This is a genomic window from Enterobacter sp. PGRG2 (assembly GCF_030291195.1).
Classification (GTDB): domain Bacteria; phylum Pseudomonadota; class Gammaproteobacteria; order Enterobacterales; family Enterobacteriaceae; genus Enterobacter_D.
This window is the reverse complement of sequence record NZ_CP127837.1, coordinates 3,770,982-3,791,644: the sequence shown is the minus strand read 5'-3', so window position 1 is coordinate 3,791,644 and position 20,663 is coordinate 3,770,982. Positions and strand designations below refer to the sequence as shown.

Genomic DNA, 20,663 nt, shown 5'->3' with positions numbered 1-20,663 from the left:
CGAAGCGGGCGCTGACAGGATCGTAACTAACAGAAAGCAAAAAGCCCGCTAAAAAGCGGGCTTCTTAAATTTGGCTCCTCTGACTGGACTCGAACCAGTGACATACGGATTAACAGTCCGCCGTTCTACCGACTGAACTACAGAGGAATCGTGTGAACGGGGCGAATAGTAGCGGCGCGATCCGGGCTTGTCAAAGGGTGGATTGCCTGTCGACAACCGTTTGCTGACAAATTCAGCAATCCGCTGATTTCCTCACCGAAACCCGTATTCGTGCACCAGTACAGTGCAGGGGTGCCTCCTGATGGAACGCTTTCAAACCGCTGTTTCAGTGATGAAAACGTAGCGGGTAATCAGAATCTCTTATTATCTGGTGGGTTACGAGCGACCGGAGAGGCTTTGCCAAAACTGGCAAGCATCTTGCAACTCCTCCGACATGATGACTGCCAGCGTGGCACTGTTATTCCGTACCGGAGGCAATATGAACTTTAGACGACTGAAATACTTCGTGAAAATCGTCGACATTGGCAGCCTGACTCAGGCCGCAGAAGTCCTGCATATCGCGCAGCCCGCCCTGAGCCAGCAAGTTGCCACCCTGGAAGGGGAACTGGATCAGCAGTTGCTGATCCGTACCAAACGAGGCGTCACGCCAACGGAAGCGGGCAAAATTCTCTATGCTCATGCGCGCACCATTCTGCGTCAGTGCGAGCAGGCGCAGCTGGCGGTGCATAATGTCGGCCAGACGCTGCGCGGCCAGGTGTCGATCGGCCTTGCGCCGGGCACGGCGGCCTCGTCCATCACCATGCCGTTATTACAGGCGGTGCGTATGGAGTTGCCGGACGTCACCGTTTATCTGCATGAAAACAGCGGCATGTCGCTGAACGACAAACTGCTGAGCGGTCAGCTGGATATGGCAGTGCTGTATGAGCGCGCGCCGGGCGCGGGCATCACCAGCCAGCCGCTGCTGAAAGAAGATCTTTACCTCGTGGGTACCCGCGATTGTCCGGGTCAGAGCGTTGACCTGGCGGCGGTGGCGAACATGAATCTGTTCCTGCCGCGGGATTACAGCGCGGTGCGCCTGCGCGTTGATGAAGCTTTTTCCCTGCGCCGCCTGACGGCGAAAATTATCGGCGAGATCGAGTCCATCGGCACGCTGACCGCCGCCATTGCCAGCGGTATGGGCGGCACTGTGTTGCCGGAATCCGCCGCCCGTTCCCTGTGCGAAGCCACTAACGGCTGGATGGCGCGTATCACCTCGCCCTCCATGAGCCTGCCGCTGTCGTTGAACTGCTCCGCACGCGGTCCGCTGTCGCCGCAGGCCCAGGCCGTGAAAGAGATCTTAATGTCGCTGGTCAGCCGTCCGTCGCTGGAGGCGCGTGAGCTGCTGCTGGTGGGCTAGGGTTATTCCTTTTCGACATAAGATGCAGGTTTTTATTATTTGTTCCCCCGGCCTTCAGACTCTAACAATAGCGTTATGTCTGAAGGCCGGGAGAGAAGGGTGAATTTCCAGCAACTTAAAATAATCCGTGAAGCGGCTCGGCGGGATTTTAATCTCACCGAAGTCGCCAATATGCTTTACACCTCGCAGTCGGGCGTCAGCCGTCATATCCGCGAACTGGAAGAAGAGTTAGGTATTGAGATTTTCATCCGGCGCGGCAAGCGGTTGCTGGGCATGACCGAGCCGGGCAAGGCGCTGCTGGTCATTGCCGAGCGCATTCTTAACGAGGCCAGCAATGTGCGGCGGCTGGCGGATCTCTTCACCAACGATGCCACCGGCGTGCTGACCATCGCCACCACTCACACCCAGGCGCGTTACAGCCTGCCGCCGGTGATCAAATCTTTCCGCGCCCTGTTCCCGGAAGTGCGTCTGGAACTGATCCAGGGTACGCCGCAGGAAATTGAAACTCTGCTGCACAATGGCGGGGCGGATATCGGTATCGCCAGTGAGCGGTTGAGCAACGATCCGGCGCTGGTGGCCTTCCCCTGGTTCCGCTGGCATCACAATCTGCTGCTGCCGGTGGATCATCCGTTAAATACCATCAATCCGTTAACGCTGGAGGAGATCGCCCGCTGGCCGATTATCACCTATCGTCAGGGGATCACCGGACGTTCGCGTATCGACGAAGCCTTTATGCGCAAAGGGCTGGCGCCGGATATTGTGCTGAGTGCGCAGGACTCCGATGTGATCCGCACCTATGTGGAACTGGGGCTGGGCATTGGCCTGGTGGCGGAGCAGTCCGGCGACGGGCTGGAATCCGGCGGCCTGGTGCGTCTGGATACCCGTCATCTGTTTGACGCCAATACGGTCTGGCTGGGTCTGAAGCGCGGGCAGTTGCAGCGTAACTATGTCTGGCGCTTTATCGAGCTGTGTAATGCCGGGCTGTCGCTGGATGAGATCAAACGTCAGGCGATGGAGCCGGACGACGTGGCGATTGATTATCAGATTTAGCGAAGGGTGATATGCCCGGCACAGGCCGGGCAGCGGGTTCAGGACTTAAAACTGGACGGAATAATTCACACCAAAGGTGCGTCCACGACCTTTGTATTCATAGAGGGAGGATGCGCCATAAGTCGGGCTGTAGAGCATCTGCGCGCGCTGGCCCCAGACGGTGGTGTAATCCTTATCAAGCAGGTTCTCAATGCTGAACGCCAGGTTCCCCACCGGTAAGGCATAGCCGCCGATCAGATCAACGGTGTTGTAGCCGTCAATTTTATTGCCGTTCGCGTCGCTGACATCAAAGGACTGCGTGGTCTGCACRCGCAGGCTCCAGGGATCCGGCGCCCAGCCGACATAAGCAGTGGCTTTTGACGGGCTGGCGTAACTCACATCCCATTTTTCCCATTTGCCGTCAACGCGGGTTTCGGATTTCAGCACGTTAAAGTTCACGCCGGTGCTCCAGTCCGTTTCCGGAATAAAGTAATCCACTGCCCCTTCCACACCGTAAATGCGGCGCTTATCGTCATCGACGTTAATGGTCATGTCGCTGCGGTTAATGGAGATGGACTTATCCGACAGGGAATAATAGGCGGCCAGCTGGGTGCGCAGGGCATCGCCGGTGTAGCGCCAGCCCAGCTCGTAGGAGTCGACTTTGATCCCCTGGAGTTTCGACTGTCCGACGTTGACGCTGTTCAGCAGACGATAGTGGCCGTTGACCAGGCGGTAGGTGCCGTTGCCGTAGTATTTCCCTGGATCCGGTAATTCCACGCCCTGGGAGAAGTTCACCCACGCCTGCTGGCGTTCGGTCAGATGCAACAGGATCCCGGCGTTATACAGGAAGTTGTCATAGTCGGTGGTGCCGCCAGGGATTTCGTCAGCCGAGCGGGCCGTGCCTTTGGCAATCGCCTGCTGCTGCGTGTAACCGATGAAATCATCAATGGCATTACGCGTTTTCTGGTAACGCACGCCGCCGCTCAGGGTAACCAGATCGTTGACGTCGTAGCTGGATTGCAGGAAGGCGGCGAGGTTGGTGATCTCATAGCCCGGATAGCGCCCGGTGGTATAGATGCTCTGGTTATTCAGACCGCCGGAGGCGCTGGATTTAGCCAGATCGAAGAACATCTGGTTGGAGGTAAAGCGCTCGTGATCGGCATCGAGCCCATAAGTCAGCTGTAAGCCGTCCAGCGGTTTGCTGTTCAGCGTCAGTTTTGCGCCGTACTGATCGGTATCCTGCTGCGAGGAGGAGAGGCTGGTCACCGCGCCGCCTGCGACAGTCGGGAACGGATAAAAGGTCAGGGATTCATCGCGATAATAAACCTGGCCCACCAGCTCCTGGCCGAGGAAATCCGTATTCGAGTACTGCATGCTGATCAGGTGGCGTTCGGTACCCGGAATACGGTCCGAATTCAGACCTTTACTGGCATAAGCTTTACCGTTACCCGTTACCGCCGAGAAATTCTCCCCGAGGAACAGGCCGTAGTCTTCATCGCCCTGGCTTTTATAGTACTGGCTGACGACCTGCAATTGCTGTGTGTCATCAATTGCCAGTGTGCCGGTGCCCGTCACATCCAGACGATCGGAATACTGCAAGCCGGTCTGGGTATTGTCCAGCAGCGTGGCATCGCCGTTACCGTCATACCAGCCGCCAAACTTCTGGTAAGCCACAGCCATGCGCCCGGAAATTTTGTCGTTTCCGCCGGAGATGGCGCTGGCCACCCGCTCATCATGATCTTTACTGCTGTTAAATCCGGTTTTGCTGCCGGCTTCAAATTCCACCTGCGTGTCCGGCTGGCCTTTTTTGGTGACGATATTGATAAGCCCGCCGGTACTGCCGCCGCCGTAAAGGGAGGTGGAGCCGGAGATCACTTCGATATGCTCGATGTTGAACGGATCGATGGCGTCCAGCTGGCGGCTGTCGGTGCGCGAGGAGTTCAGGCGCACGCCGTCAATCAGTACCACAATTGCGCGGCCACGCATATTCATGCCGTAATTCGTGCGGCCCTGGCTGCTGACATCCATGCCAGGGATCAGCTGCGCCAGCGCGTCTTTCAGCTCTTTGCCGCCTTTAACCTGCTGTTCCAGCTCTGCGCCTTCAATAACCCAGGTGGTTTGCGCCATTTCGGCTACGGTGCGATGAGTGCGACTGGCGGATACCACCATATCCTGTTCACTGGTTTGCTGTGCCAGCGCGGGCGTTATCATAGCCAGAAATAGCGGGTTAAGCGCCCAGAGCGTCTTTTTGCAGGTGTTCATTATCATTCCTTAGTTTTTATACATAATCCGCGTGAACGCCAGGCGGCATCACGCCGGAATTAGATCAATAAAATCAGCACGAAAGGAAACATTTATTTTTTGAGAATAAGAATTTTGCCGATAATGGTTATCATTAGCAATATGAATTGTTAGATTTTGTGAATTTTTTGCGGGCGACGGCAAGAAAATGAAAAACAAGGAATTGGCTGCGGCGGAAATGCAAAAACCCCGCTCAGGTTTCCCTGAGCGGGGCTCTCGAATTTGGCTCCTCTGACTGGACTCGAACCAGTGACATACGGATTAACAGTCCGCCGTTCTACCGACTGAACTACAGAGGAATCGTGTGAACGGGGCGAATACTACTGGCCCCCGATATTTGTGTCAACAGCAAATTTAACTTGCTGATTCAACTGGCGAATATTAGCTCAAATTGCTGTTTCAGTGAACATAAGGCGGTTCATCGTTAACAGCAGTACTATTGCCGCGCAGCCGTGCCAGCGGATCCTGACGGTAAAACTGGCAGAAACGCTGCCACAGCGCCGGGAAACGCGGAGCGAACAGCTCAGGCGCGCTGAAGAAATATTCCGACAGCACGGCGAAACATTCTGCGGGATCGGTGGCGGCGTAGGCATCAATGCTGGCAGCACTTTCGCCCACCAGGTCGATCTCATCCTGAATGTTGTTCATGGCGGCGTGCAGATCATGCTCCCAGCCAGCCACTTCGCGCAGGGGGATCAGCGGCACGCCGCTGGCGCGGTCGCCGTTGCGCGTATCCAGCTTATGCGCCACTTCATGAATAATCAGGTTAAAGCCGGAGGTGTCGAACGAATCCTGAATGTCGAGCCAGTTTAAGATCACCGGCCCCTGCTGCCAGCTTTGCCCTGACTGCACCATGCGCTGACTGTGGACCAGCCCGATGTCATCTTCCCATTCGTCGTCCACCACAAAAGGCGCAGGATAGATCAGCACTTCGTGAAAACCGTCGAGCCATTCAATTCCCAGTTCCAGCACCGGTAAGCAGAAGAGCAGGGCGATACGACAGCTTTTCAGCTCATCCAGCTCCAGCCCCTGCAGCGCGACCAGGCGTTTTTGCTGCAAAAAGCGATCGGCAAGCTGAACCAGCCGGTTTTGTTCCTCCGGGGTCAGAGTCGATAACATCGGGACGGCAAGCGCATTTTCCCAGGGGAGCGCCAGAGTCCGTGCCGTTTCATTTGCTTTCCAGGGCCATTTAATCATCGCTTTGCTCGCAAACTCGTCACTTGAACACAATTGCAGGGACAGGGTCTGTTAAAATGCCAAAGAACCTGGCATGATGGCAACCATCAGAACGGAGAGATGCCGGAGCGGCTGAACGGACCAGTCTCGAAAACTGGAGTAGGGGCAACTCTACCGGGGGTTCAAATCCCCCTCTCTCCGCCATTATTCAATCATTTATCCCGTTTCGTTTCAGTGACCGACGTCCCGTTGAGAAAATCCTTTATTCCTGCCGAACCCGGATAGTAGTCTGCCCGCACCTATCTTGCTACCGCTTTAGTCTCAAATTGCGGCCATAAAAAAAGCCCGCACAGGGGCGGGCTTTAGCACAAGCGGTTATCAGAACTGGTAAGTCAGACCAACGCCGACCACGTCATCAGTGGCGATGCCGTTATCTTTGTAGAAGCTGTCATCTTCATCCAGCATGTTGATTTTGTAATCAACATAGGTGGACATGTTTTTGTTGAAATAGTAGGTCGCGCCCACTTCGATGTAGTTCACCAGATCCTGGTCAACATAGTCAGTGCCATGTTTGGTGTTATTACCGCCAAGGTCGTTACCTTTGGAGTAAACCCACGCCAGGGACGGACGCAGACCGAAGTCGAACTGGTACTGGGCCACCGCTTCAAAGTTTTGCGTGTGGTTTGCGATACCCGCATCACCGTATGGCGTCATGTTGTGGGTTTCAGCATACATCATCGCCAGATATACATTATAAGCATCGTACTTCAGGCCAAAGGTCCAGGCGTCTGCTTTATCGCCGCCAGCAGCTTTGCTGTAACGATCGTTCAATCCACCCGCAGCAACCTGCTCGTTAGTACGGTCAGAAGTCGCATAAGCCGCGCCCATGCTCAGGCCTTCCAGCGCGCCCTGGAAGTTATAGGATGAAGACAGACCAAAGCCGTCGCCATTCTGGAAGCGCACGTCGTCGTGACCGTTTTTAGTGCCTTCCTGATCTTCGTTCGTGTTGCTACCTTCGTTGTTACCCTGGTACTGCAGCGCAAAGTTCAGGCCTTCAACCGCGCCGAAGAAATCGGTGTTGCGGTAGGTGGCTACGCCATTCGCACGGCCAACCATAAAGTTGTCGGTCCAGGTGTAGGAATCGCCACCGAATACCGGCAGCATATCGGTCCAGGCTTCAACGTCGTACACCACGCCGTAGTTACGGCCATAGTCGAAGGAGCCAAAATCGCTGGAGCGCAGACCGGCGAATGCCAGCTTAGCGAAGGTGTTGTCGCTGCCTTCAGTGTCGCTTGCCATGGTTTTCAGCAGCACCTGGCCATAACCGCTCAGGCCGCTGTTGATCTGGGTTTCGCCTTTGAAGCCCAGCTCCATGATGGTTTCATCGCCATCATCGCCCGGGTTATCAGAGAACGTATGACGGGCATCGACTTTACCGTACAGGTCCAGTTTATTACCGTCTTTGTTATAAATTTCAGCTGCGTTAGCCGCGCCAGCCATTAACAGGGCGGGCACAATAATTGCCAGTACTTTTCTTTTCATTATTTAATCCCTTCGCATCATATGAATAATAATCTATATGAATATATGTGATTTGAGGTTAAATCACAGTCCCGATACTATTCTATAAAGTTCATATTTTTTTAAAGGAAAGGTGTAAGTAAATCATATTATATATTGCAATTTGTTTCTTAATTTCCTGGTATTTATCGCATCAATATCAATGGGTTGCAATCATAATCGCCAATTATTTAATTGCGGTTTTATTAATTATTAGCGTATTTTATGTTGCTGGTATTCATGGATTTTATTGATTGGTGAGTTAGTGTTTATATAATGTATGATTAACGCCTTGGGCAAAAAAAAAGCCAGCCCAAACAGGCTGGCGACATCAAGGCATTAGCATGATAACGAAATGAAGGAATATAAAAAGTCATGCAGGTTAATAACGGCAAAATAATGACATAAACAGGAGCCGGCCCGCAACGGCAATTTGCTTTTAAAGAGCTACACCGCTCTGACTGCTACACTGGCGTTATAGCCGACAATAAAGGAGAGGGCGATGGCGGATGTGCATGACAAAGCGACGCGCAGTAAAAATATGCGTGCCATCGGCACGCATGACACGGCCATTGAACAGCGGCTGGCCGCATTACTCACCGACCTCGGGCTGGCGTTTCACGTGCAGGACGCCACGCTGCCCGGCCGCCCGGATTTTGTGATTGATGATTACCACTGCGTTGTCTTCACCCACGGCTGTTTCTGGCATCACCATAACTGTTATCTCTTTAAAGTCCCGGCGACGCGTACCGATTTCTGGCTGGCGAAGATCGGCCAGAACGTCGCGCGCGACAGGCGCGATCTGACGCAGCTGCGCGCGGACGGCTGGCGGGTACTGGTGGTGTGGGAGTGCGCCCTGCGCGGGCGGCAGAAGCTGAGTGATGAAAGGTTAAGCGTGCGGCTGGAGGAGTGGATCTGCGGCGGCGGCGAGGCCGCGCAGATCGATACGCAGGGAATACAGACTATTTCCTGATCTCATAGGGGGCCACCACCGGCCGGGCAGGGAACAGGTATTTCCCGAGGGTGACCAGCACCACCGCAAGAATAATAATCCCCAGCGCCAGCCACTCTACCGGCGACAGCACTTCACCGGCAAAAGTGGTGCCCAGCAGCACCGCCACCACCGGATTCACATAGGCGTAGCTGGTGGCCACCGCAGGGGTGGTATTGCGGATAAGGTACATATAAGCGCTGATGGCGATAATCGAGCCAAAAATTGCCAGATAACCCACCGCGACAAAGCCTGACAGCGTCGGCAGAGCGGTCAGCGTCTCCCCGCTACAGAAAGACGCCGCCAGCAGCACAACACCCGCCGCCAGCATTTCTATCGCCCCCGCCATCATGCCGACCGGCAGTTCAATGCGCGATCCATAAACCGAGCCGAATGCCCAGCTCAGGGAGCCGATCAGGATCATGACCGCGCCCAGCGGATTCCCGCTCAGGTTGCCGCCGCTGTTAAGCAGCACAATACCGCAGAGGCCAATGGCAATGCCAAGCCACTCCAGTTTGCGGGTCCGGATACCAAAAAAATGGCTAAAGCAGAGCGTGAACAGCGGCACCGTCGCTACCACCACCGCGGCGATCCCCGACGGCACGTTCTGGTGCTCGGCCACCGTGACCATGCCATTGCCCACCGCCAGCAGTAACACGCCGATCAGCGCGGCGTTAAGCAACGGGCGCAGCGGCGGCAGTCGATGCCCGCGGATCAGCAGGAAGGTCATCAGCAGCACGCCCGCCGTCAGAAAGCGGACGCCCGCCATCATCAGCGGCGGCCAGCTTTCGACCCCGACGCGAATAACAAAGTAGGTGGAACCCCAGATAATATAAAGCGCGAAAAGAGATCCAATAAGCGGTAAAAGCTGCCTGAAACGCATACGCCCTCACGGCGGAACAGTAAGAAGGCCTACAGTAAACGACAAAAGTAGTTAGCTGGCGAGTCATTTACTCGTCGGGGGAATGTTAATTTTTTGTTGACTTTACGCCGGGCATTTCGCGCCGGGCGTTTATGCTCCATACTCATTGTTATATCAACAAAAAAGAGAAGGAATGTATTTTGGCGGGAAGTAGTTTATTAACCTTACTGGACGATATTGCCACCTTACTGGATGACATCTCGGTGATGGGCAAACTGGCGGCGAAAAAAACGGCGGGCGTGCTCGGCGATGATTTGTCGCTCAATGCGCAGCAGGTGTCCGGCGTGCGCGCTAACCGCGAGCTGCCGGTGGTATGGAGCGTGGCGAAAGGATCGCTGCTCAACAAGGTGATCCTGGTACCGCTGGCGCTGCTGATCAGCGCCTTTATTCCGTGGGCGATCACGCCGCTGCTGATGGTGGGCGGGGCATTTTTATGTTTTGAAGGTGTTGAAAAGGTACTGCATACTCTGCATGCCCGTAAGCACAAAGAGACGCCGGAAGCGCTACAGCAGCGTCTGGCGGCTATTGCCGCCCAGGATCCGAAAACCTTTGAACGCGATAAAATTAAAGGGGCGGTGCGTACCGACTTTATTCTGTCGGCAGAAATCGTCGCCATCACGCTGGGTATTGTGGCCGATGCGCCGCTGCTTAATCAGGTGCTGGTGCTGTCGGGTATCGCGCTGGTGGTCACCATTGGCGTTTACGGCCTCGTCGGGGTGATCGTCAAACTGGATGATGTGGGTTACTGGCTGGCGGAGAAACCCGGTGCTGTGGCAAGATCTGTCGGCAAGGGCCTGCTGGTGGTTGCCCCCTGGCTGATGAAAGCGCTCTCCATCATCGGTACGCTGGCGATGTTTCTGGTGGGGGGCGGGATCGTGGTGCACGGTATCGCCCCGCTGCACCATGCCATTGAACACGTGGCTGCCGCACATGGGGCGGTGGTGCAGGCAACCTTACCGATGCTGGCAAATTTAGTGCTGGGCTTTGTGATTGGCCTGGCCGTTGTGGCGGTGGTAAAAGCTGTCGCGCGGTTACGCAGTGCGGCGCATTAATCCTCTCCTGCCCGGCGCTGCCGGGCAGATTTACCGGCACAACTTATGACATTCAGGAAACTCGTAGTGCTGTTAAAAAAGTTGCGCCACTCTTTTGATCCCGCGCGGATCGTTAACCTCTGTTTTGCTTTCGTGCTGATTAGCTCAACCTTGCTCACCTGGCGCGAGGCCGTGGTGCTGGAAGATGCCTATGCCGCCAGCCAGCAGACCACGCTGGATAAAGCCGCCTCTGCGCTGGATCGACAGTTGCAGACCGGCGTGAATCTGCTGCTGTTCTATCGCAACAGTCTGCAGACCGCGATGCAAACCCCGCTCGCTTTTGATGTCCTCAACAATGTTCAACATGATTTTTCCACCGTCCGCCAGTAGCCGTTCTGGCAGATTGATGTAGACGCCCGGCGTACGCTGGCGCTGAACGGCGTGGGCGATGACTTTGTCCGCCGCCATCCGCTGCTGAGCCGCGATATTCCCGCCCTGAATTATGAAATGACTGCCGCGCTGGAAATGGGCTATATGATGCGCCTCTCTTCGGTCTATCCGGTGGCGCCGGAACGGGCGATGTACGTCTCCCGCGCGGGCTATTTTCTCTCGACCAGCGCTCCGCCAGACACCGATGACATCGTTGCCCGCTACCAGAGGATCATTAATTCGTCCTGGTTCAGCGGTCAGTCGCAACATAATAATCACGAACGCAATGTGCGCTGGTTTGCCCATACCGGCGATAAGGGCGCTTACGTCACCGCCAGCATTCCGCTCGACCATCAGGATTACTGGTACGGCACCATTGCGCTACAGTTCCCGGTGGTCTTGCTTAAGAAACAACTGGAAGACTCCCTTACCGATGAAGACCAGGGCGAGTATCAGCTCTATGACAGCGAGTTCAGGTTAATCACCGCCTCGACGAATAACGATGCCACGCCGGAAGCGTTCAGCGAGGCAGATCGGCATGAGCTGTTACAGGCAGTCGCCCATGAGACCACCGGTAATCTGCATCTCGGCAGCCAGTTTGTCAGCTGGCAAAACCTCCGTCATTTCGACGGCGTACTGATCCGTATTCATTCCCTGAGCGCCGGTCTGGATGGCGATTTTGGCACCATCAGCATTGTGATTGCGCTGCTCTGGCTGCTGTTCACCACCATGGTGCTGCTGTCATGGATGGTGATCCGCAGTATGGTGCGCAATATGTACCAGATGCAAAACTCCCTGCGATGGCAGGCCTGGCACGATCCCCTGACGCGCCTGAGCAACCGCGGTGGGCTGTTTGAGCAGGCGAAAAAACTCACCGCGCAGAGCCAGCAAACCCGCGAGCCGTTATCGGTGATCCAGATTGACCTCGACCACTTTAAACAGGTCAATGACCGTCACGGACACCAGGCGGGCGATCGGGTGCTGGCGCACGTGGCGAGGCTGATAGAAAACACGCTGGGATCCGCTGATGCGGCGGGACGCGTGGGCGGAGAAGAGTTCTGCGTGATTTTGCCGGACAGCACGCTGGCGCAGGCGAAGGCCCTTGCGGAGCGTATCCGCGCGCGCATCGCCGCGAAAGAGATCCTGCTGCCGAAAGGCCGCACCTTAAGGATGACCGCCTCGCTCGGCGTTAGCAGCGGCGTGGCCGATGAGATGACCAATTTTGAGATGTTGCAGTCCATCGCCGATAACCGGCTTTACCGTGCCAAGCGCAGCGGGCGCAATCAGGTATGCGCCAGCGATGAAGATCAGGAATCGCCAAGCCAGTGATCCAGCCCTTCACGCCAGCCTGCCGGGCCTTTTAACGTCGTGCGATACACGCGGTCGGGATCGTCATTCGTGAGCGTGACGCCGTCGCGGTTAAGGCCTTTCACCACCACCGCAAAATCGACGTTATCCAGCAAAGGGGCGTCGTTGGGGCCATCCCCAAGCCCGATAGTGGTGTGGGGATGACCATCGCGCTGACGGTACTGACTGGTCAGCCAGTTTACGGCCTGGTCTTTACCGCCGCGCTGATCCAGTACATGCCAGTAACGCGCCCCCTGCATAAAACGCAGCCCGAGGCCTTTCAGGGCGCTGCGGAAGTTGTTCATGCGTTCATCGCTGTCGCGCCAGATTAACGTCTCAGAAGCCTCGTGCAGCCGCGCCAGGCCCGCCTGGGTAGGTGTCAGGCCGGTGACCTCCGCCAGTACCCGGTCTTCCAGTTCACTGAACAGGGTGAATTTGAAGCCATGCTGCTCGCGTAACCGAGTCAGAACCTGTACCACCTCGTCATGGGACGCGCCGTTAATCAGTCGCGGGTAATCGGGGTGATCCTGCCAGTGCGTATCCAGATGGATCACCGCGCCGTTCTCGGCAATAAAAGGCAGATCCTGTAAGCCAAGACTTTTCTGCAACGCCATCATTTCGGCGGCGGTTTTGCTGCTGCATAAAATGATCGGGATCTGCTGCTGTCCAAGGCGGCTCAGCCATTCGGCGGCGGGCTGCCAGTCCCAGGTATGGCTGTCCAGCAGGGTGCCATCGAGGTCGGTGAAAATCAGTAGCGGGTCGTGAAGGGCTGGCATAAAAGCGGCTCCTGTAGTCAGAATAAAATGGCGCAGGGCTAAGAAAATTCTCAAATACTGTGAAGGTTTGTAAGGCTTTTTGTCAGAGGTGCAGCGCCGCAAGTCTTCTGCCGCGCGACATTGCCAATTATAACCTTCATGAATTCTATGTTAGTGAATTATTACCAATGTAAATATATCCTTGTCAGCTATATCAATAGTAGATACAGTCTCTCCCGCATCAGATTTCCTGGTGTAACGAATTTTCAAGTGCTTCTTGCAATCGCAAGCTTTAACCCGGCCTCCCCAGGCCGGGTTTTTTTATATCCTGATGTCAGCGGTTCAGTTCTGATGCGCTAAAATCACGAATATCCAGCTCAAATGCCTCCGCCAGCTCCCGCCACGTATGATAATCGCGCCCGTCAACGCTCACTCGTTGTCCGTCATCGCTGTCTATACGATGAATATTGCTTTCGCTGATTTCATTGATGGCGGCCAGCAGAGCGTCAACGTTGATTTCACCTTCGCCAGAAGGTTTAGTGCCGTGATCGCCTTTCATTGCCGTTACCTCTTTCGCCCCGACAGCCTAAGTATAGACGGTGGAGAAAAGCAGCAATAAGGTAGATGAACACTGTCAGAACAGCGGATTTGATCTACACTGGCAAAAATGCATTCAGGAGGATGAAAATGAAGGTAAACGATAAGGTTACGGTGAAAACGGACGGGGGTCCTCGCCGTCCGGGAGTGGTTCTGGCCATCGAGCCGTTCAGTGAGGGCACCATGTATCTGGTATCCCTTGAGGACTACCCGTTAGGCATCTGGTTCTTTAATGAACTGGGGCACCCGGACGGGATATTTGTTGAGAAGCAGGAACAGTAAACCCTCCGGCGGGGGAGGGGAGCGCCCGCTTACCCTCTCACCGCATGTTGACGAAAATACCGTTGGTCACATTATCGGTGAGACGCACCACGTGATAGATCACTTGCTTATTATGCGTTTTTATTTTTCTTTTAATATTACCCTTATGTGATGATACCGTTTTCGCTTTAATATTCATTTGATCTGATATTTGAATGGTTCCCTGCCCGGACATCCACATTTTCAGCATACTGGATTCAGTACGGCTTAAAGAGAGTGTAGGGAGATTAATGGAACCCGTGCCCTTTGACTCCGTATTCAGGCAACCACCGAGGATGTCGTCCAGAGATTCAGGCTTAATCGATTTTGAACTAATTAATAAGTTTTTGCGTACCAGCAGGTATTCATCAAAGTGGATATTAGCAATTGCCATAAACACGATAAACATTGTTTTCGGATACTGATTAATGATTTGCTTAATTTGCAGGCTCAGTTCCTGGTCATGAATAAAGCAGTCTTCATTAATAAATACCACTGCGGGTTTTAGCGCCTCGCAGGCAGATCCAAGCTCATTAACAGTCTGTACATCATTGATTTCTCGCTTTTTTACTCCCCGGCTTGTCAGGTATCCGGTTAATCCCAACCTGGTATAACTGCATAAATCCATAATAATCGTTGACATGGCATACCCTCACTCAATGCGTAACGATAATTCACCCCTGCCTGAATGCTGTACGATCAGCCAACCGGATGAAAATAATCTAAAAAGCGTTTGAGCAACACAAGACTTTCAGGCGAACTTACTATCCCGTAAAGTTACGTATAATTTGCCAGGAATCATCTTAAAGTAAAGTAAATGTTTAGTTATGTGAAGAGGGTAAAAACAAATAAGCCGCGCCAGTTATATCCTGGTAGATGTGCCTGCAATAAATTTTTAGGAATAACCTCAGGAAAACTGCACTAACGTTATGGATTTGTATTTTGCGGCAGCTCGCCAACAATATCCGCCAGCAGATTGAAGATTTCGCTGAATAAATGTTCGCAGAAGGGCGCGATAAGGGGCATCAGTAAAGCCATCAGCAGAATGCCGACGCTGAGCGTGATGGGAAAACCAATAGAGAAAACAGAAAGCTGCGGCGCCATACGGTTCAGCAGGCCAAGGGACATATTGAGCGTCAGCAGCATGGTGATAACCGGCAGCGCCAGCATCAGGCCGTTGATAAAAATGAGGCCGCCAGCCCGTGCCAGCGCAAGAAACGCGTTGGTATTGATGGGGTTGTTGCCCACCGGCAGCGTATGGAAGGTATCCACCAGCATCGAAATCAGCCACAGATGACCGTCAAAGGTCAGAAACAGCAGCAGCGCCAGCAGATCCATAAAGCGCGCCAGCACCGGCATATTCAGGTTGCTGGCGGGATCAAAGAAGGTGGCGAAGGAGAGACCCATTTGCAGGCCGATAAGCTCCCCTGCGGTGCGGATGGCGGCAAAAGCGAACTGCATGGTAAAACCCAGCGCAATGCCGATTAAAATCTGCTGTAGCGCCAGCCACAGGGCATTGGCGGAGAAGATGGTGACGTCGTTCGCGGGCAGCGAGGGGGCGATCACAAAGGTGATCACCAGCCCCAGGCCCAGCTTAACGCGCTTGGGCACAGTGCGCTCGCTCAGAATAGGGGCGGTGGAGATCAGTGCCAGCACGCGCAGCAGCGGCCAGAAATACATACTTAGCCAGTGCAGCCACTGGTCGCTGGTGACGTGCAGCATCTCAGGCGTTATCCGATGATGTACGGGATGTTATTAAACAGACCGCGCATATAGTCGAGCAGTAAATTCAGCATCCACGGCCCGGCCACCACGATAGCCACCACCACGGCGATGATTTTTGGAATGAACGACAGCGTCATTTCGTTAATCTGCGTTGCCGCCTGCAAAATGCTGATCACAAGACCGGTAACCAGCGAAACCAGCAGCAGCGGCGCAGCCAGGGCAAGGGCGATTTTCATCGCCTCGGTGCCCATCATCATGACCGATTCAGGCGTCATAGTGCCATTCCTTAACTGTAGAAGCTCTGGGCCAGCGATCCCACCAGCAGCTGCCAGCCGTCAACCAGCACGAACAGCATCAGCTTGAAGGGTAACGCAATGGTCGCCGGGGGGACCATCATCATGCCGAGCGCCATCAGGACGCTGGCAATAACCAGATCGATAATCAAAAACGGAATGAAAATGGTAAAGCCGATCTGGAAAGCGGTTTTCAGTTCACTGGTGACATAAGCCGGCAACAGAATACGCATCGGCACCGCTTCCGGGCCCTGTAACGGGCCGGTATTCCCCAGCCGGGCAAACAGGGCCAGATCCGCTTCGCGGGTCTGCCGCATCATAAATTCTTTTAACGGCTGCGCGCCTTTTTCCAGCGCCACGTCGACGGAGATTTTGCTCTCGGAAAACGGCTGGTACGCCTCGGTATAAATTTTGTCGATCACCGGGGACATAATGAAAAAGGTCAGAAACAGCGCCAGACCCAGCAATACCTGGTTTGGCGGCGCGGAGGGCGTACCCAGCGCGTTACGCAGCAGGCCGAACACAATGATGATGCGCGTAAAGCTGGTCATCATCAGCAGAATGGCAGGCAGGAAAGTGAGCGAGGTGATAAACACCAGCGTCTGCACCGGCAGCGACCAGCTCTGGCCGCCACCGGCAAGCGGCTGGCTGATCAGACCCGGCAGCTGGGCAAACGCAGAGGGCGCAACCAGCACTAAGCCAGCCAGCGCAAGGGATAACAAAGGGCGCATCAGGATCTCCCGGAACGCTTGAGCAAATTCTTCAACACGGCCTGGAAATCCGGGGTGTTCTCTTTCTGACCTTCCGGCTCCGGCTGGGCGGGCGGCAGGGTGTGCAACAGGGAAATGTTCGACGCGGTAATACCCAGCACCAGACGGGCGTCTTCCACGTCGACGATCACCACGCGCTCGCGCGGGCCGACCGTGGTGCTGGCGCTGACCTTCAGGCCGCGCGCGCTGGCGGTTTTACCGGCAAAGCCCACGCGTTTCGCCACCCATGCCGCCACCAGGATCAGGGCAATAATGCCCAGCAGTGCGCCGCTGACCTGTAGCAGCGGCGAACCGGGTACGGCAGAAGGATGGGCAACGGTTGCCTGGGTTTTCATACTCAGCGGCTCAGGCGACGCATACGCTCAGACGGAGTGATGATGTCGGTAATACGCACGCCGTATTTATCCGCTACCACTACAACTTCGCCCTGTGCGATCAGATAACCGTTGATCAGAATATCCAGCGGCTCACCGGCCAGCCCTTCCAGCGCCACCACGGAACCCTGCGTCAGACGCAGCAGCTCTTTGATGGTCATGCGGGTACGGCCCAGCTCCACGGTCAGCTTGACCGGAATATCCATAATCAGATCGATGTCCTGTAGTGTGCCGCTGACATCGCCGCCGCCAAACTGCTGGAACACCGCATCGGCGGAGCTTTTGCTGCTGGTGGTGGTTTTCTGTTCGTTTAACGCATCAGCCCAGATATCGTCCATTGCTTCGTTGTTTTCATCGGACGGATTGTTCATGTCACTCATTTGGGCTGTTCCTCATTCAGCGAATTCAAGATCGGGTTGATCAAATGCTCTACACGCAGGGCGTACTGGCCGTTAATCGTGCCGTACTGGCTGGTGAGCACAGGCACACCGTCCACATGGGCAATGATGCGATCGGGTTTTTCGATCGGCAACACGTCACCGGGTTGCAGTTTCAGGATTTGCGACAGGCGCAGGGGTACATCGCCAAAGTTAGCGATCAGCTCCAGCTCAGAGTGCTGAACCTGACGTACCAGGTTATCGCGCCAGTTCTGGTCCTCGTTGCGGGAGTTCTCCAGCGGCGGGTTAACCAGGGTTTCACGCAGCGGCTCAATCATGCTGAAGGGCAGACAGATATTAAACTCGCCCGTCAGGTTACCGATTTCCACGTGGAAAGGGGTATTGACGACAATATCGTTTGGGGACGTGGTGATGTTGGTAAATTTAACCTGCATCTCCGAACGCACATATTCCACGTCCAGCGGGTGGATCGCTTTCCATGCATCGCTGTAGCCTTCCAGCGCCAGCTTCAGCATGCGGTTGATCACGCGCTGCTCGGTATGGGTAAATTCACGGCCTTCCACTTTCGTCGGGAAGCGGCCATCGCCACCAAACAGGTTATCCACGGCGATAAACACCAGGCTTGGGGAAAACACAAACAGCCCGGTGCCGCGTAACGGTTTCAGGTGGATCAGGTTAAGGTTTGTCGGTACCGGCAGGTTACGCGCAAACTCGTGATACGGCTGAATACGGATCGCGCCGACGGTAATATCCGGGCTACGACGTAACAGGTTAAACAGCCCCATACGGAACTGACGCGCAAAACGTTCGTTAATGATCTCCAGCGCCTGTAAACGCTCGCGCACCACGCGACGCTGAGTGTTGGGATCATAAGGGCGAATTTCGCTCTCAAAACCCTCACCGGGTTTTGGAGCATCGTTACTATCGCTGTCGCCGTTGAGCAGCGCATCGATTTCAGCCTGAGAGAGAATACTGTCGCCCATGTCTTTACCGCAAAATGAAAGCTGTATAAAGAACGTCAGTCACTTCCTGCTTCGGTTGCCCGGCGACTAACGGCGAAGAGAGCGTATCTTTAATCGCGTCCACGAGTTTCTGCTTGCCTTCTGCGGTCGCCAGTTGTGACGCATCCTGGCGCGAGAAAAGTAACAGTAAGCGGCTACGCACTTCCGGAAGATATTCGCTCAAACGGGTACGGGTGGCGTCATCTTTCAGACGCAGGGTGATCCCCACGTACAACACCCGATCGGCGTCGCCCAGGTTCACGGTAAAGGTATCGAGAGCAAAGAAGACCGGTGCCGGAGGCGGCGGTAATTCTGCTTTTACGCTGGCGTCTGCCGGATGCTGTTGCATACGCCAGTAGCTGTAACCAGCGGTGGCGCACGCAGCGAGGGTGATTAACACCAACAGCGGGATCCAGATCCCACGCTTACTTTTTTTGGGAATGGCGGAGTCAGTCATCTGTTACAAGCTTCCTGTTTCGGTACTGCTGATAGAGTGATTATCCCGTGTCTGCCGTCCGTCAAAGGGTGGAAAAGACGGAGATAATCACGCTACCTTTTGCGTTTAGGCAAAGATGTCTACCGAACCCGTGCCGCGCGCGGCGGATTGCAGGCTGGCAGGCACCACCAGAGCGTCATCATCTTCAGCGCCGAAATCACCGCGATTGCTGCCGCGGGACGCCTGCTGTTGGGAAGACGACTGCTGCTGACCGGTGAAGCTTTCGCTGCTGATGCTGCTCTGACCCAGCTGAATGCCACTTTCCGCAAGGCTGGTGCGTAGCGTCGGCAACGCAGCTTCCAGCGCCGCGCGCACATGGCTGTGCGGCGACATCATCTGAATCTGAGCCTGGTTATCATCCAGCTTCAGGTTGATCTGCACCTGGCCCAGATCTTCCGGATGCAGACGCAGTTCAGCGCTCTGTTTGCCCTGACGGGTAAAGAGCATGATGTTCTGGCTGATGGTCTGCTGCCACTCGCTGCTGCCGAGCGGCGCGCTGATCACCGGAGCGGCAACCGGCAGGCTGGCCTGCGCTGGCGCGGCGGTGCTGACGGCCGGAGCAGCGCTGACCGTAGTATTCACGGCATGGATCGCCGCCTGCGCATCGGCTTTGGCGGCGTTAGCGGCTACCGGGGCGGCGGCTTGCTGCGCGCTGTCAGCGCCTGGCAATTGTGCGTTCAGCGCCGCGCCCGCGTCTTTATGGGAGGGTTGACCGGCTGCGGCATCCGCCGTGTCGGTTAACGCGTTGCCACGGGGATCGGCGGCGGCCAGGTTGAGCGTGCGGCTGCCGGCAGCGGTCGTCACGGCGGCGGAAGCGGCGGTGCCGGTTGTGGTAAGAGGTGCTGCGGCCTGGGCATTTTGCTGATGAGGCAGCATCGCCAGCAGTGCGCTAAGGCTGGCAATCTCTTCTTCGCTAAGATTTGCCGTCTCTTTGTCGTCAGCTTTCACGGTTTTATTGAGCAGCGCCAGGCTGTCGGATTTCAGGCCGCTGGTCAGCAGCGGCGCCACGCCCTGCGCCTGTGAGACGTCTTCTGTCAGCGCCTCTTCCTGCACCGTCTGACGCGCCAGAATATCCGCAAGCTTAGCCGCCGGAGAGCGCAGATCCGCCTCGCCGGTGTCCTTGCTCAGCAAACCTTTCTGAAGCGTCGCGCCCGCTGCCTGTAAATCAGCCAGCGACAGTGACGCGCCTTCACCCTCAACCGGCGTGCCGGAAATTGCGCCGGTCAGCAGCGCCATAAAATCCTGCGCGCCGGTGTCCGCTTTCCCGGTCATCAGCCCGGAGGTCGGGGCTTCTGCATCGGTCATTACCAGTTTTGGCAAAGAGATCATTCAATTTTCCTCAATGATGCGCGCTGCGCAAACTCGTCCATTTTTTTCTGGTCAAGCCGGTTTTCCGCCAGCAATGCTGAAGCGGATTGCCGATCCTGTAAGGTTTGCCACGCCTGCAACCGCTGTTTTTTTTCACGCCAGCAGGTTAACGCCTGATCCACTTTATTGGCCCACTGCGTCAGCTGGAGACGGTGCTGTTCGATGGCTTTTTCTAATGTCGAAATAAACTGCTGGTAGTTCTGCCAGCGCTGACTGCCGATGCCCTGGGTCATGTCAACGTTGAGGTTATTACGGTACTCGTTCTGGTAATCCATCAGCATGTTGAGCTGCTCTTCAGCCTGCTGGCAGGCGCGACGCATATCCCCGAGGGTAATGGCGGCGTCCTCGACTTCTTTTTCTGCCAGATCCTTTAGCGTCGCTAATGCGCTATGTTGCGTCATAAA

General features: G+C 55.3%; 21 protein-coding genes, 3 tRNA genes and 1 pseudogene. 7 read left to right on the top strand and 18 right to left on the bottom strand.

Annotated features, from left to right (window positions below; translation table 11 throughout):
- Window positions 1–71 precede the first annotated feature (71 nt).
- Window positions 72–147: transfer RNA gene (locus QRD42_RS16940), tRNA-Asn, on the bottom strand.
- 331 nt (window positions 148–478) lie between these two features.
- On the opposite strand from QRD42_RS16940, the gene nac reads away from it, so the two are divergent.
- Together nac and cbl are read left to right on the top strand one after the other, a co-directional pair.
- Complete coding sequence (gene nac / locus QRD42_RS16935; RefSeq protein ID WP_321987669.1) at window positions 479–1,396, top strand: nitrogen assimilation transcriptional regulator NAC; 918 nt, start codon at window positions 479–481, stop codon at window positions 1,394–1,396.
- Window positions 1,397–1,495: 99 nt separating this feature from the next.
- Window positions 1,496–2,446 (top strand): HTH-type transcriptional regulator Cbl, encoded by a 951-nt coding sequence (gene cbl / locus QRD42_RS16930; RefSeq protein ID WP_321987668.1) that lies wholly within the window; start codon window positions 1,496–1,498, stop codon window positions 2,444–2,446.
- A 45-nt stretch (window positions 2,447–2,491) separates the two neighbouring features.
- Here cbl and QRD42_RS16925 read toward each other — a convergent pair whose 3' ends face one another.
- The 3 genes from QRD42_RS16925 to mtfA all read right to left on the bottom strand — a co-directional run bounded on the left by QRD42_RS16925 (window position 2,492) and on the right by mtfA (window position 5,923).
- On the bottom strand, window positions 2,492–4,687 hold the full coding sequence (locus QRD42_RS16925; protein WP_321987667.1) for a TonB-dependent siderophore receptor: 2,196 nt from the start codon (window positions 4,685–4,687) through the stop codon (window positions 2,492–2,494).
- A gap of 262 nt (window positions 4,688–4,949) precedes the next feature.
- A tRNA-Asn gene (locus QRD42_RS16920) sits at window positions 4,950–5,025 on the bottom strand.
- 100 nt (window positions 5,026–5,125) lie between these two features.
- Window positions 5,126–5,923 (bottom strand): DgsA anti-repressor MtfA, encoded by a 798-nt coding sequence (gene mtfA / locus QRD42_RS16915; protein ID WP_072568943.1) that lies wholly within the window; start codon window positions 5,921–5,923, stop codon window positions 5,126–5,128.
- A gap of 93 nt (window positions 5,924–6,016) precedes the next feature.
- Here mtfA and QRD42_RS16910 point away from each other — a divergent pair.
- Window positions 6,017–6,106: transfer RNA gene (locus QRD42_RS16910), tRNA-Ser, on the top strand.
- 174 nt (window positions 6,107–6,280) lie between these two features.
- Here QRD42_RS16910 and ompC read toward each other — a convergent pair.
- Complete coding sequence (ompC, locus tag QRD42_RS16905; protein WP_321987666.1) at window positions 6,281–7,444, bottom strand: porin OmpC; 1,164 nt, start codon at window positions 7,442–7,444, stop codon at window positions 6,281–6,283.
- Between the two features lie 520 nt (window positions 7,445–7,964).
- Here ompC and QRD42_RS16900 point away from each other — a divergent pair.
- The gene (locus QRD42_RS16900) at window positions 7,965–8,435 is read left to right on the top strand and encodes a very short patch repair endonuclease (RefSeq protein ID WP_072568941.1); all 471 of its coding nucleotides are present in this window, start codon (window positions 7,965–7,967) and stop codon (window positions 8,433–8,435) included.
- Here the strand turns inward: QRD42_RS16900 and yedA are convergent.
- Complete coding sequence (gene yedA / locus QRD42_RS16895) at window positions 8,425–9,336, bottom strand: drug/metabolite exporter YedA (RefSeq protein WP_321987665.1); 912 nt, start codon at window positions 9,334–9,336, stop codon at window positions 8,425–8,427. The two genes, QRD42_RS16900 and yedA, sit on opposite strands and share 11 nt — an antisense overlap.
- Window positions 9,337–9,467: 131 nt before the next feature.
- Between yedA and QRD42_RS16890 the strand changes: the two genes are divergently transcribed.
- Window positions 9,468–10,427 (top strand): DUF808 domain-containing protein, encoded by a 960-nt coding sequence (locus QRD42_RS16890; RefSeq protein WP_321987664.1) that lies wholly within the window; start codon window positions 9,468–9,470, stop codon window positions 10,425–10,427.
- A 45-nt stretch (window positions 10,428–10,472) separates the two neighbouring features.
- Window positions 10,473–12,164: pseudogene (gene dgcQ, locus QRD42_RS16885) on the top strand (cellulose biosynthesis regulator diguanylate cyclase DgcQ).
- On the opposite strand, the gene QRD42_RS16880 reads toward dgcQ, so the two are convergent.
- The gene (locus QRD42_RS16880; RefSeq protein ID WP_321987663.1) at window positions 12,143–12,958 is read right to left on the bottom strand and encodes a mannosyl-3-phosphoglycerate phosphatase-related protein; all 816 of its coding nucleotides are present in this window, start codon (window positions 12,956–12,958) and stop codon (window positions 12,143–12,145) included. The pseudogene dgcQ and the gene QRD42_RS16880 overlap by 22 nt on opposite strands.
- A gap of 313 nt (window positions 12,959–13,271) precedes the next feature.
- Window positions 13,272–13,496, bottom strand: a complete 225-nt coding sequence (locus QRD42_RS16875) for a YodD family protein (RefSeq protein ID WP_072568936.1) — start codon at window positions 13,494–13,496, stop codon at window positions 13,272–13,274.
- A gap of 128 nt (window positions 13,497–13,624) precedes the next feature.
- Between QRD42_RS16875 and dsrB the strand changes: the two genes are divergently transcribed.
- Window positions 13,625–13,816 carry a protein DsrB gene (gene dsrB, locus QRD42_RS16870; RefSeq protein WP_199775934.1) on the top strand — a complete coding sequence of 64 codons (192 nt, stop codon included), beginning with the start codon at window positions 13,625–13,627 and terminating at the stop codon, window positions 13,814–13,816.
- 37 nt (window positions 13,817–13,853) lie between these two features.
- Here the strand turns inward: dsrB and rcsA are convergent, their stop codons facing one another.
- The 10 genes from rcsA to fliJ form a co-directional block, all read right to left on the bottom strand.
- Window positions 13,854–14,477: a transcriptional regulator RcsA gene (gene rcsA / locus QRD42_RS16865; RefSeq protein ID WP_321987662.1), complete on the bottom strand. Its 624-nt coding sequence runs from the start codon at window positions 14,475–14,477 to the stop codon at window positions 13,854–13,856.
- Between the two features lie 284 nt (window positions 14,478–14,761).
- Window positions 14,762–15,556: a flagellar biosynthetic protein FliR gene (fliR, locus tag QRD42_RS16860; RefSeq protein WP_072568933.1), complete on the bottom strand. Its 795-nt coding sequence runs from the start codon at window positions 15,554–15,556 to the stop codon at window positions 14,762–14,764.
- Window positions 15,557–15,564: 8 nt separating this feature from the next.
- Entirely contained in the window at window positions 15,565–15,834 is a 270-nt protein-coding gene (gene fliQ, locus QRD42_RS16855) for a flagellar biosynthesis protein FliQ (protein ID WP_072568932.1), read from the bottom strand.
- 11 nt (window positions 15,835–15,845) lie between these two features.
- A complete protein-coding gene (gene fliP / locus QRD42_RS16850; RefSeq protein ID WP_318376190.1) occupies window positions 15,846–16,583 on the bottom strand; it encodes a flagellar type III secretion system pore protein FliP in 738 nt (245 codons plus the stop codon).
- The gene (fliO, locus tag QRD42_RS16845; protein ID WP_321987661.1) at window positions 16,583–16,957 is read right to left on the bottom strand and encodes a flagellar biosynthetic protein FliO; all 375 of its coding nucleotides are present in this window, start codon (window positions 16,955–16,957) and stop codon (window positions 16,583–16,585) included. Before fliO ends, fliP begins: the two co-directional genes overlap by 1 nt.
- A gap of 2 nt (window positions 16,958–16,959) precedes the next feature.
- Window positions 16,960–17,376: a flagellar motor switch protein FliN gene (gene fliN / locus QRD42_RS16840; protein WP_072568929.1), complete on the bottom strand. Its 417-nt coding sequence runs from the start codon at window positions 17,374–17,376 to the stop codon at window positions 16,960–16,962.
- Entirely contained in the window at window positions 17,373–18,377 is a 1,005-nt protein-coding gene (gene fliM / locus QRD42_RS16835) for a flagellar motor switch protein FliM (protein ID WP_072568928.1), read from the bottom strand. The genes fliN and fliM overlap by 4 nt, the downstream gene beginning before the upstream one ends.
- Before the next feature lie 4 nt (window positions 18,378–18,381).
- Window positions 18,382–18,852 (bottom strand): flagellar basal body-associated protein FliL, encoded by a 471-nt coding sequence (gene fliL, locus QRD42_RS16830; RefSeq protein WP_072568927.1) that lies wholly within the window; start codon window positions 18,850–18,852, stop codon window positions 18,382–18,384.
- A 105-nt stretch (window positions 18,853–18,957) separates the two neighbouring features.
- On the bottom strand, window positions 18,958–20,220 hold the full coding sequence (gene fliK, locus QRD42_RS16825; RefSeq protein WP_321987660.1) for a flagellar hook length control protein FliK: 1,263 nt from the start codon (window positions 20,218–20,220) through the stop codon (window positions 18,958–18,960).
- Window positions 20,217–20,660, bottom strand: a complete 444-nt coding sequence (gene fliJ, locus QRD42_RS16820) for a flagellar export protein FliJ (RefSeq protein WP_072568925.1) — start codon at window positions 20,658–20,660, stop codon at window positions 20,217–20,219. The genes fliK and fliJ overlap by 4 nt, the downstream gene beginning before the upstream one ends.
- Window positions 20,661–20,663: the final 3 nt, after the last annotated feature.

What these genes read in the sequence shown, in the direction of transcription:
- yedA (WP_321987665.1), bottom strand. Translation starts at nt 9,336, where the DNA reads ATGCGTTTCAGGCAGCTTTTACCGCTTATTGGATCTCTTTTCGCGCTT.
- QRD42_RS16900 (WP_072568941.1), top strand. Translation starts at nt 7,965, where the DNA reads ATGGCGGATGTGCATGACAAAGCGACGCGCAGTAAAAATATGCGTGCC.
- dsrB (WP_199775934.1), top strand. Translation starts at nt 13,625, where the DNA reads ATGAAGGTAAACGATAAGGTTACGGTGAAAACGGACGGGGGTCCTCGC.
- fliK (WP_321987660.1), bottom strand. Translation starts at nt 20,220, where the DNA reads ATGATCTCTTTGCCAAAACTGGTAATGACCGATGCAGAAGCCCCGACC.
- fliO (WP_321987661.1), bottom strand. Translation starts at nt 16,957, where the DNA reads ATGAAAACCCAGGCAACCGTTGCCCATCCTTCTGCCGTACCCGGTTCG.
- nac (WP_321987669.1), top strand. Translation starts at nt 479, where the DNA reads ATGAACTTTAGACGACTGAAATACTTCGTGAAAATCGTCGACATTGGC.
- ompC (WP_321987666.1), bottom strand. Translation starts at nt 7,444, where the DNA reads ATGAAAAGAAAAGTACTGGCAATTATTGTGCCCGCCCTGTTAATGGCT.
- fliR (WP_072568933.1), bottom strand. Translation starts at nt 15,556, where the DNA reads ATGCTGCACGTCACCAGCGACCAGTGGCTGCACTGGCTAAGTATGTAT.
- fliM (WP_072568928.1), bottom strand. Translation starts at nt 18,377, where the DNA reads ATGGGCGACAGTATTCTCTCTCAGGCTGAAATCGATGCGCTGCTCAAC.
- fliQ (WP_072568932.1), bottom strand. Translation starts at nt 15,834, where the DNA reads ATGACGCCTGAATCGGTCATGATGATGGGCACCGAGGCGATGAAAATC.
- fliL (WP_072568927.1), bottom strand. Translation starts at nt 18,852, where the DNA reads ATGACTGACTCCGCCATTCCCAAAAAAAGTAAGCGTGGGATCTGGATC.
- fliP (WP_318376190.1), bottom strand. Translation starts at nt 16,583, where the DNA reads ATGCGCCCTTTGTTATCCCTTGCGCTGGCTGGCTTAGTGCTGGTTGCG.
- QRD42_RS16890 (WP_321987664.1), top strand. Translation starts at nt 9,468, where the DNA reads ATGCTCCATACTCATTGTTATATCAACAAAAAAGAGAAGGAATGTATT.
- fliJ (WP_072568925.1), bottom strand. Translation starts at nt 20,660, where the DNA reads ATGACGCAACATAGCGCATTAGCGACGCTAAAGGATCTGGCAGAAAAA.
- fliN (WP_072568929.1), bottom strand. Translation starts at nt 17,376, where the DNA reads ATGAGTGACATGAACAATCCGTCCGATGAAAACAACGAAGCAATGGAC.
- mtfA (WP_072568943.1), bottom strand. Translation starts at nt 5,923, where the DNA reads ATGATTAAATGGCCCTGGAAAGCAAATGAAACGGCACGGACTCTGGCG.
- QRD42_RS16880 (WP_321987663.1), bottom strand. Translation starts at nt 12,958, where the DNA reads ATGCCAGCCCTTCACGACCCGCTACTGATTTTCACCGACCTCGATGGC.
- QRD42_RS16875 (WP_072568936.1), bottom strand. Translation starts at nt 13,496, where the DNA reads ATGAAAGGCGATCACGGCACTAAACCTTCTGGCGAAGGTGAAATCAAC.
- rcsA (WP_321987662.1), bottom strand. Translation starts at nt 14,477, where the DNA reads ATGTCAACGATTATTATGGATTTATGCAGTTATACCAGGTTGGGATTA.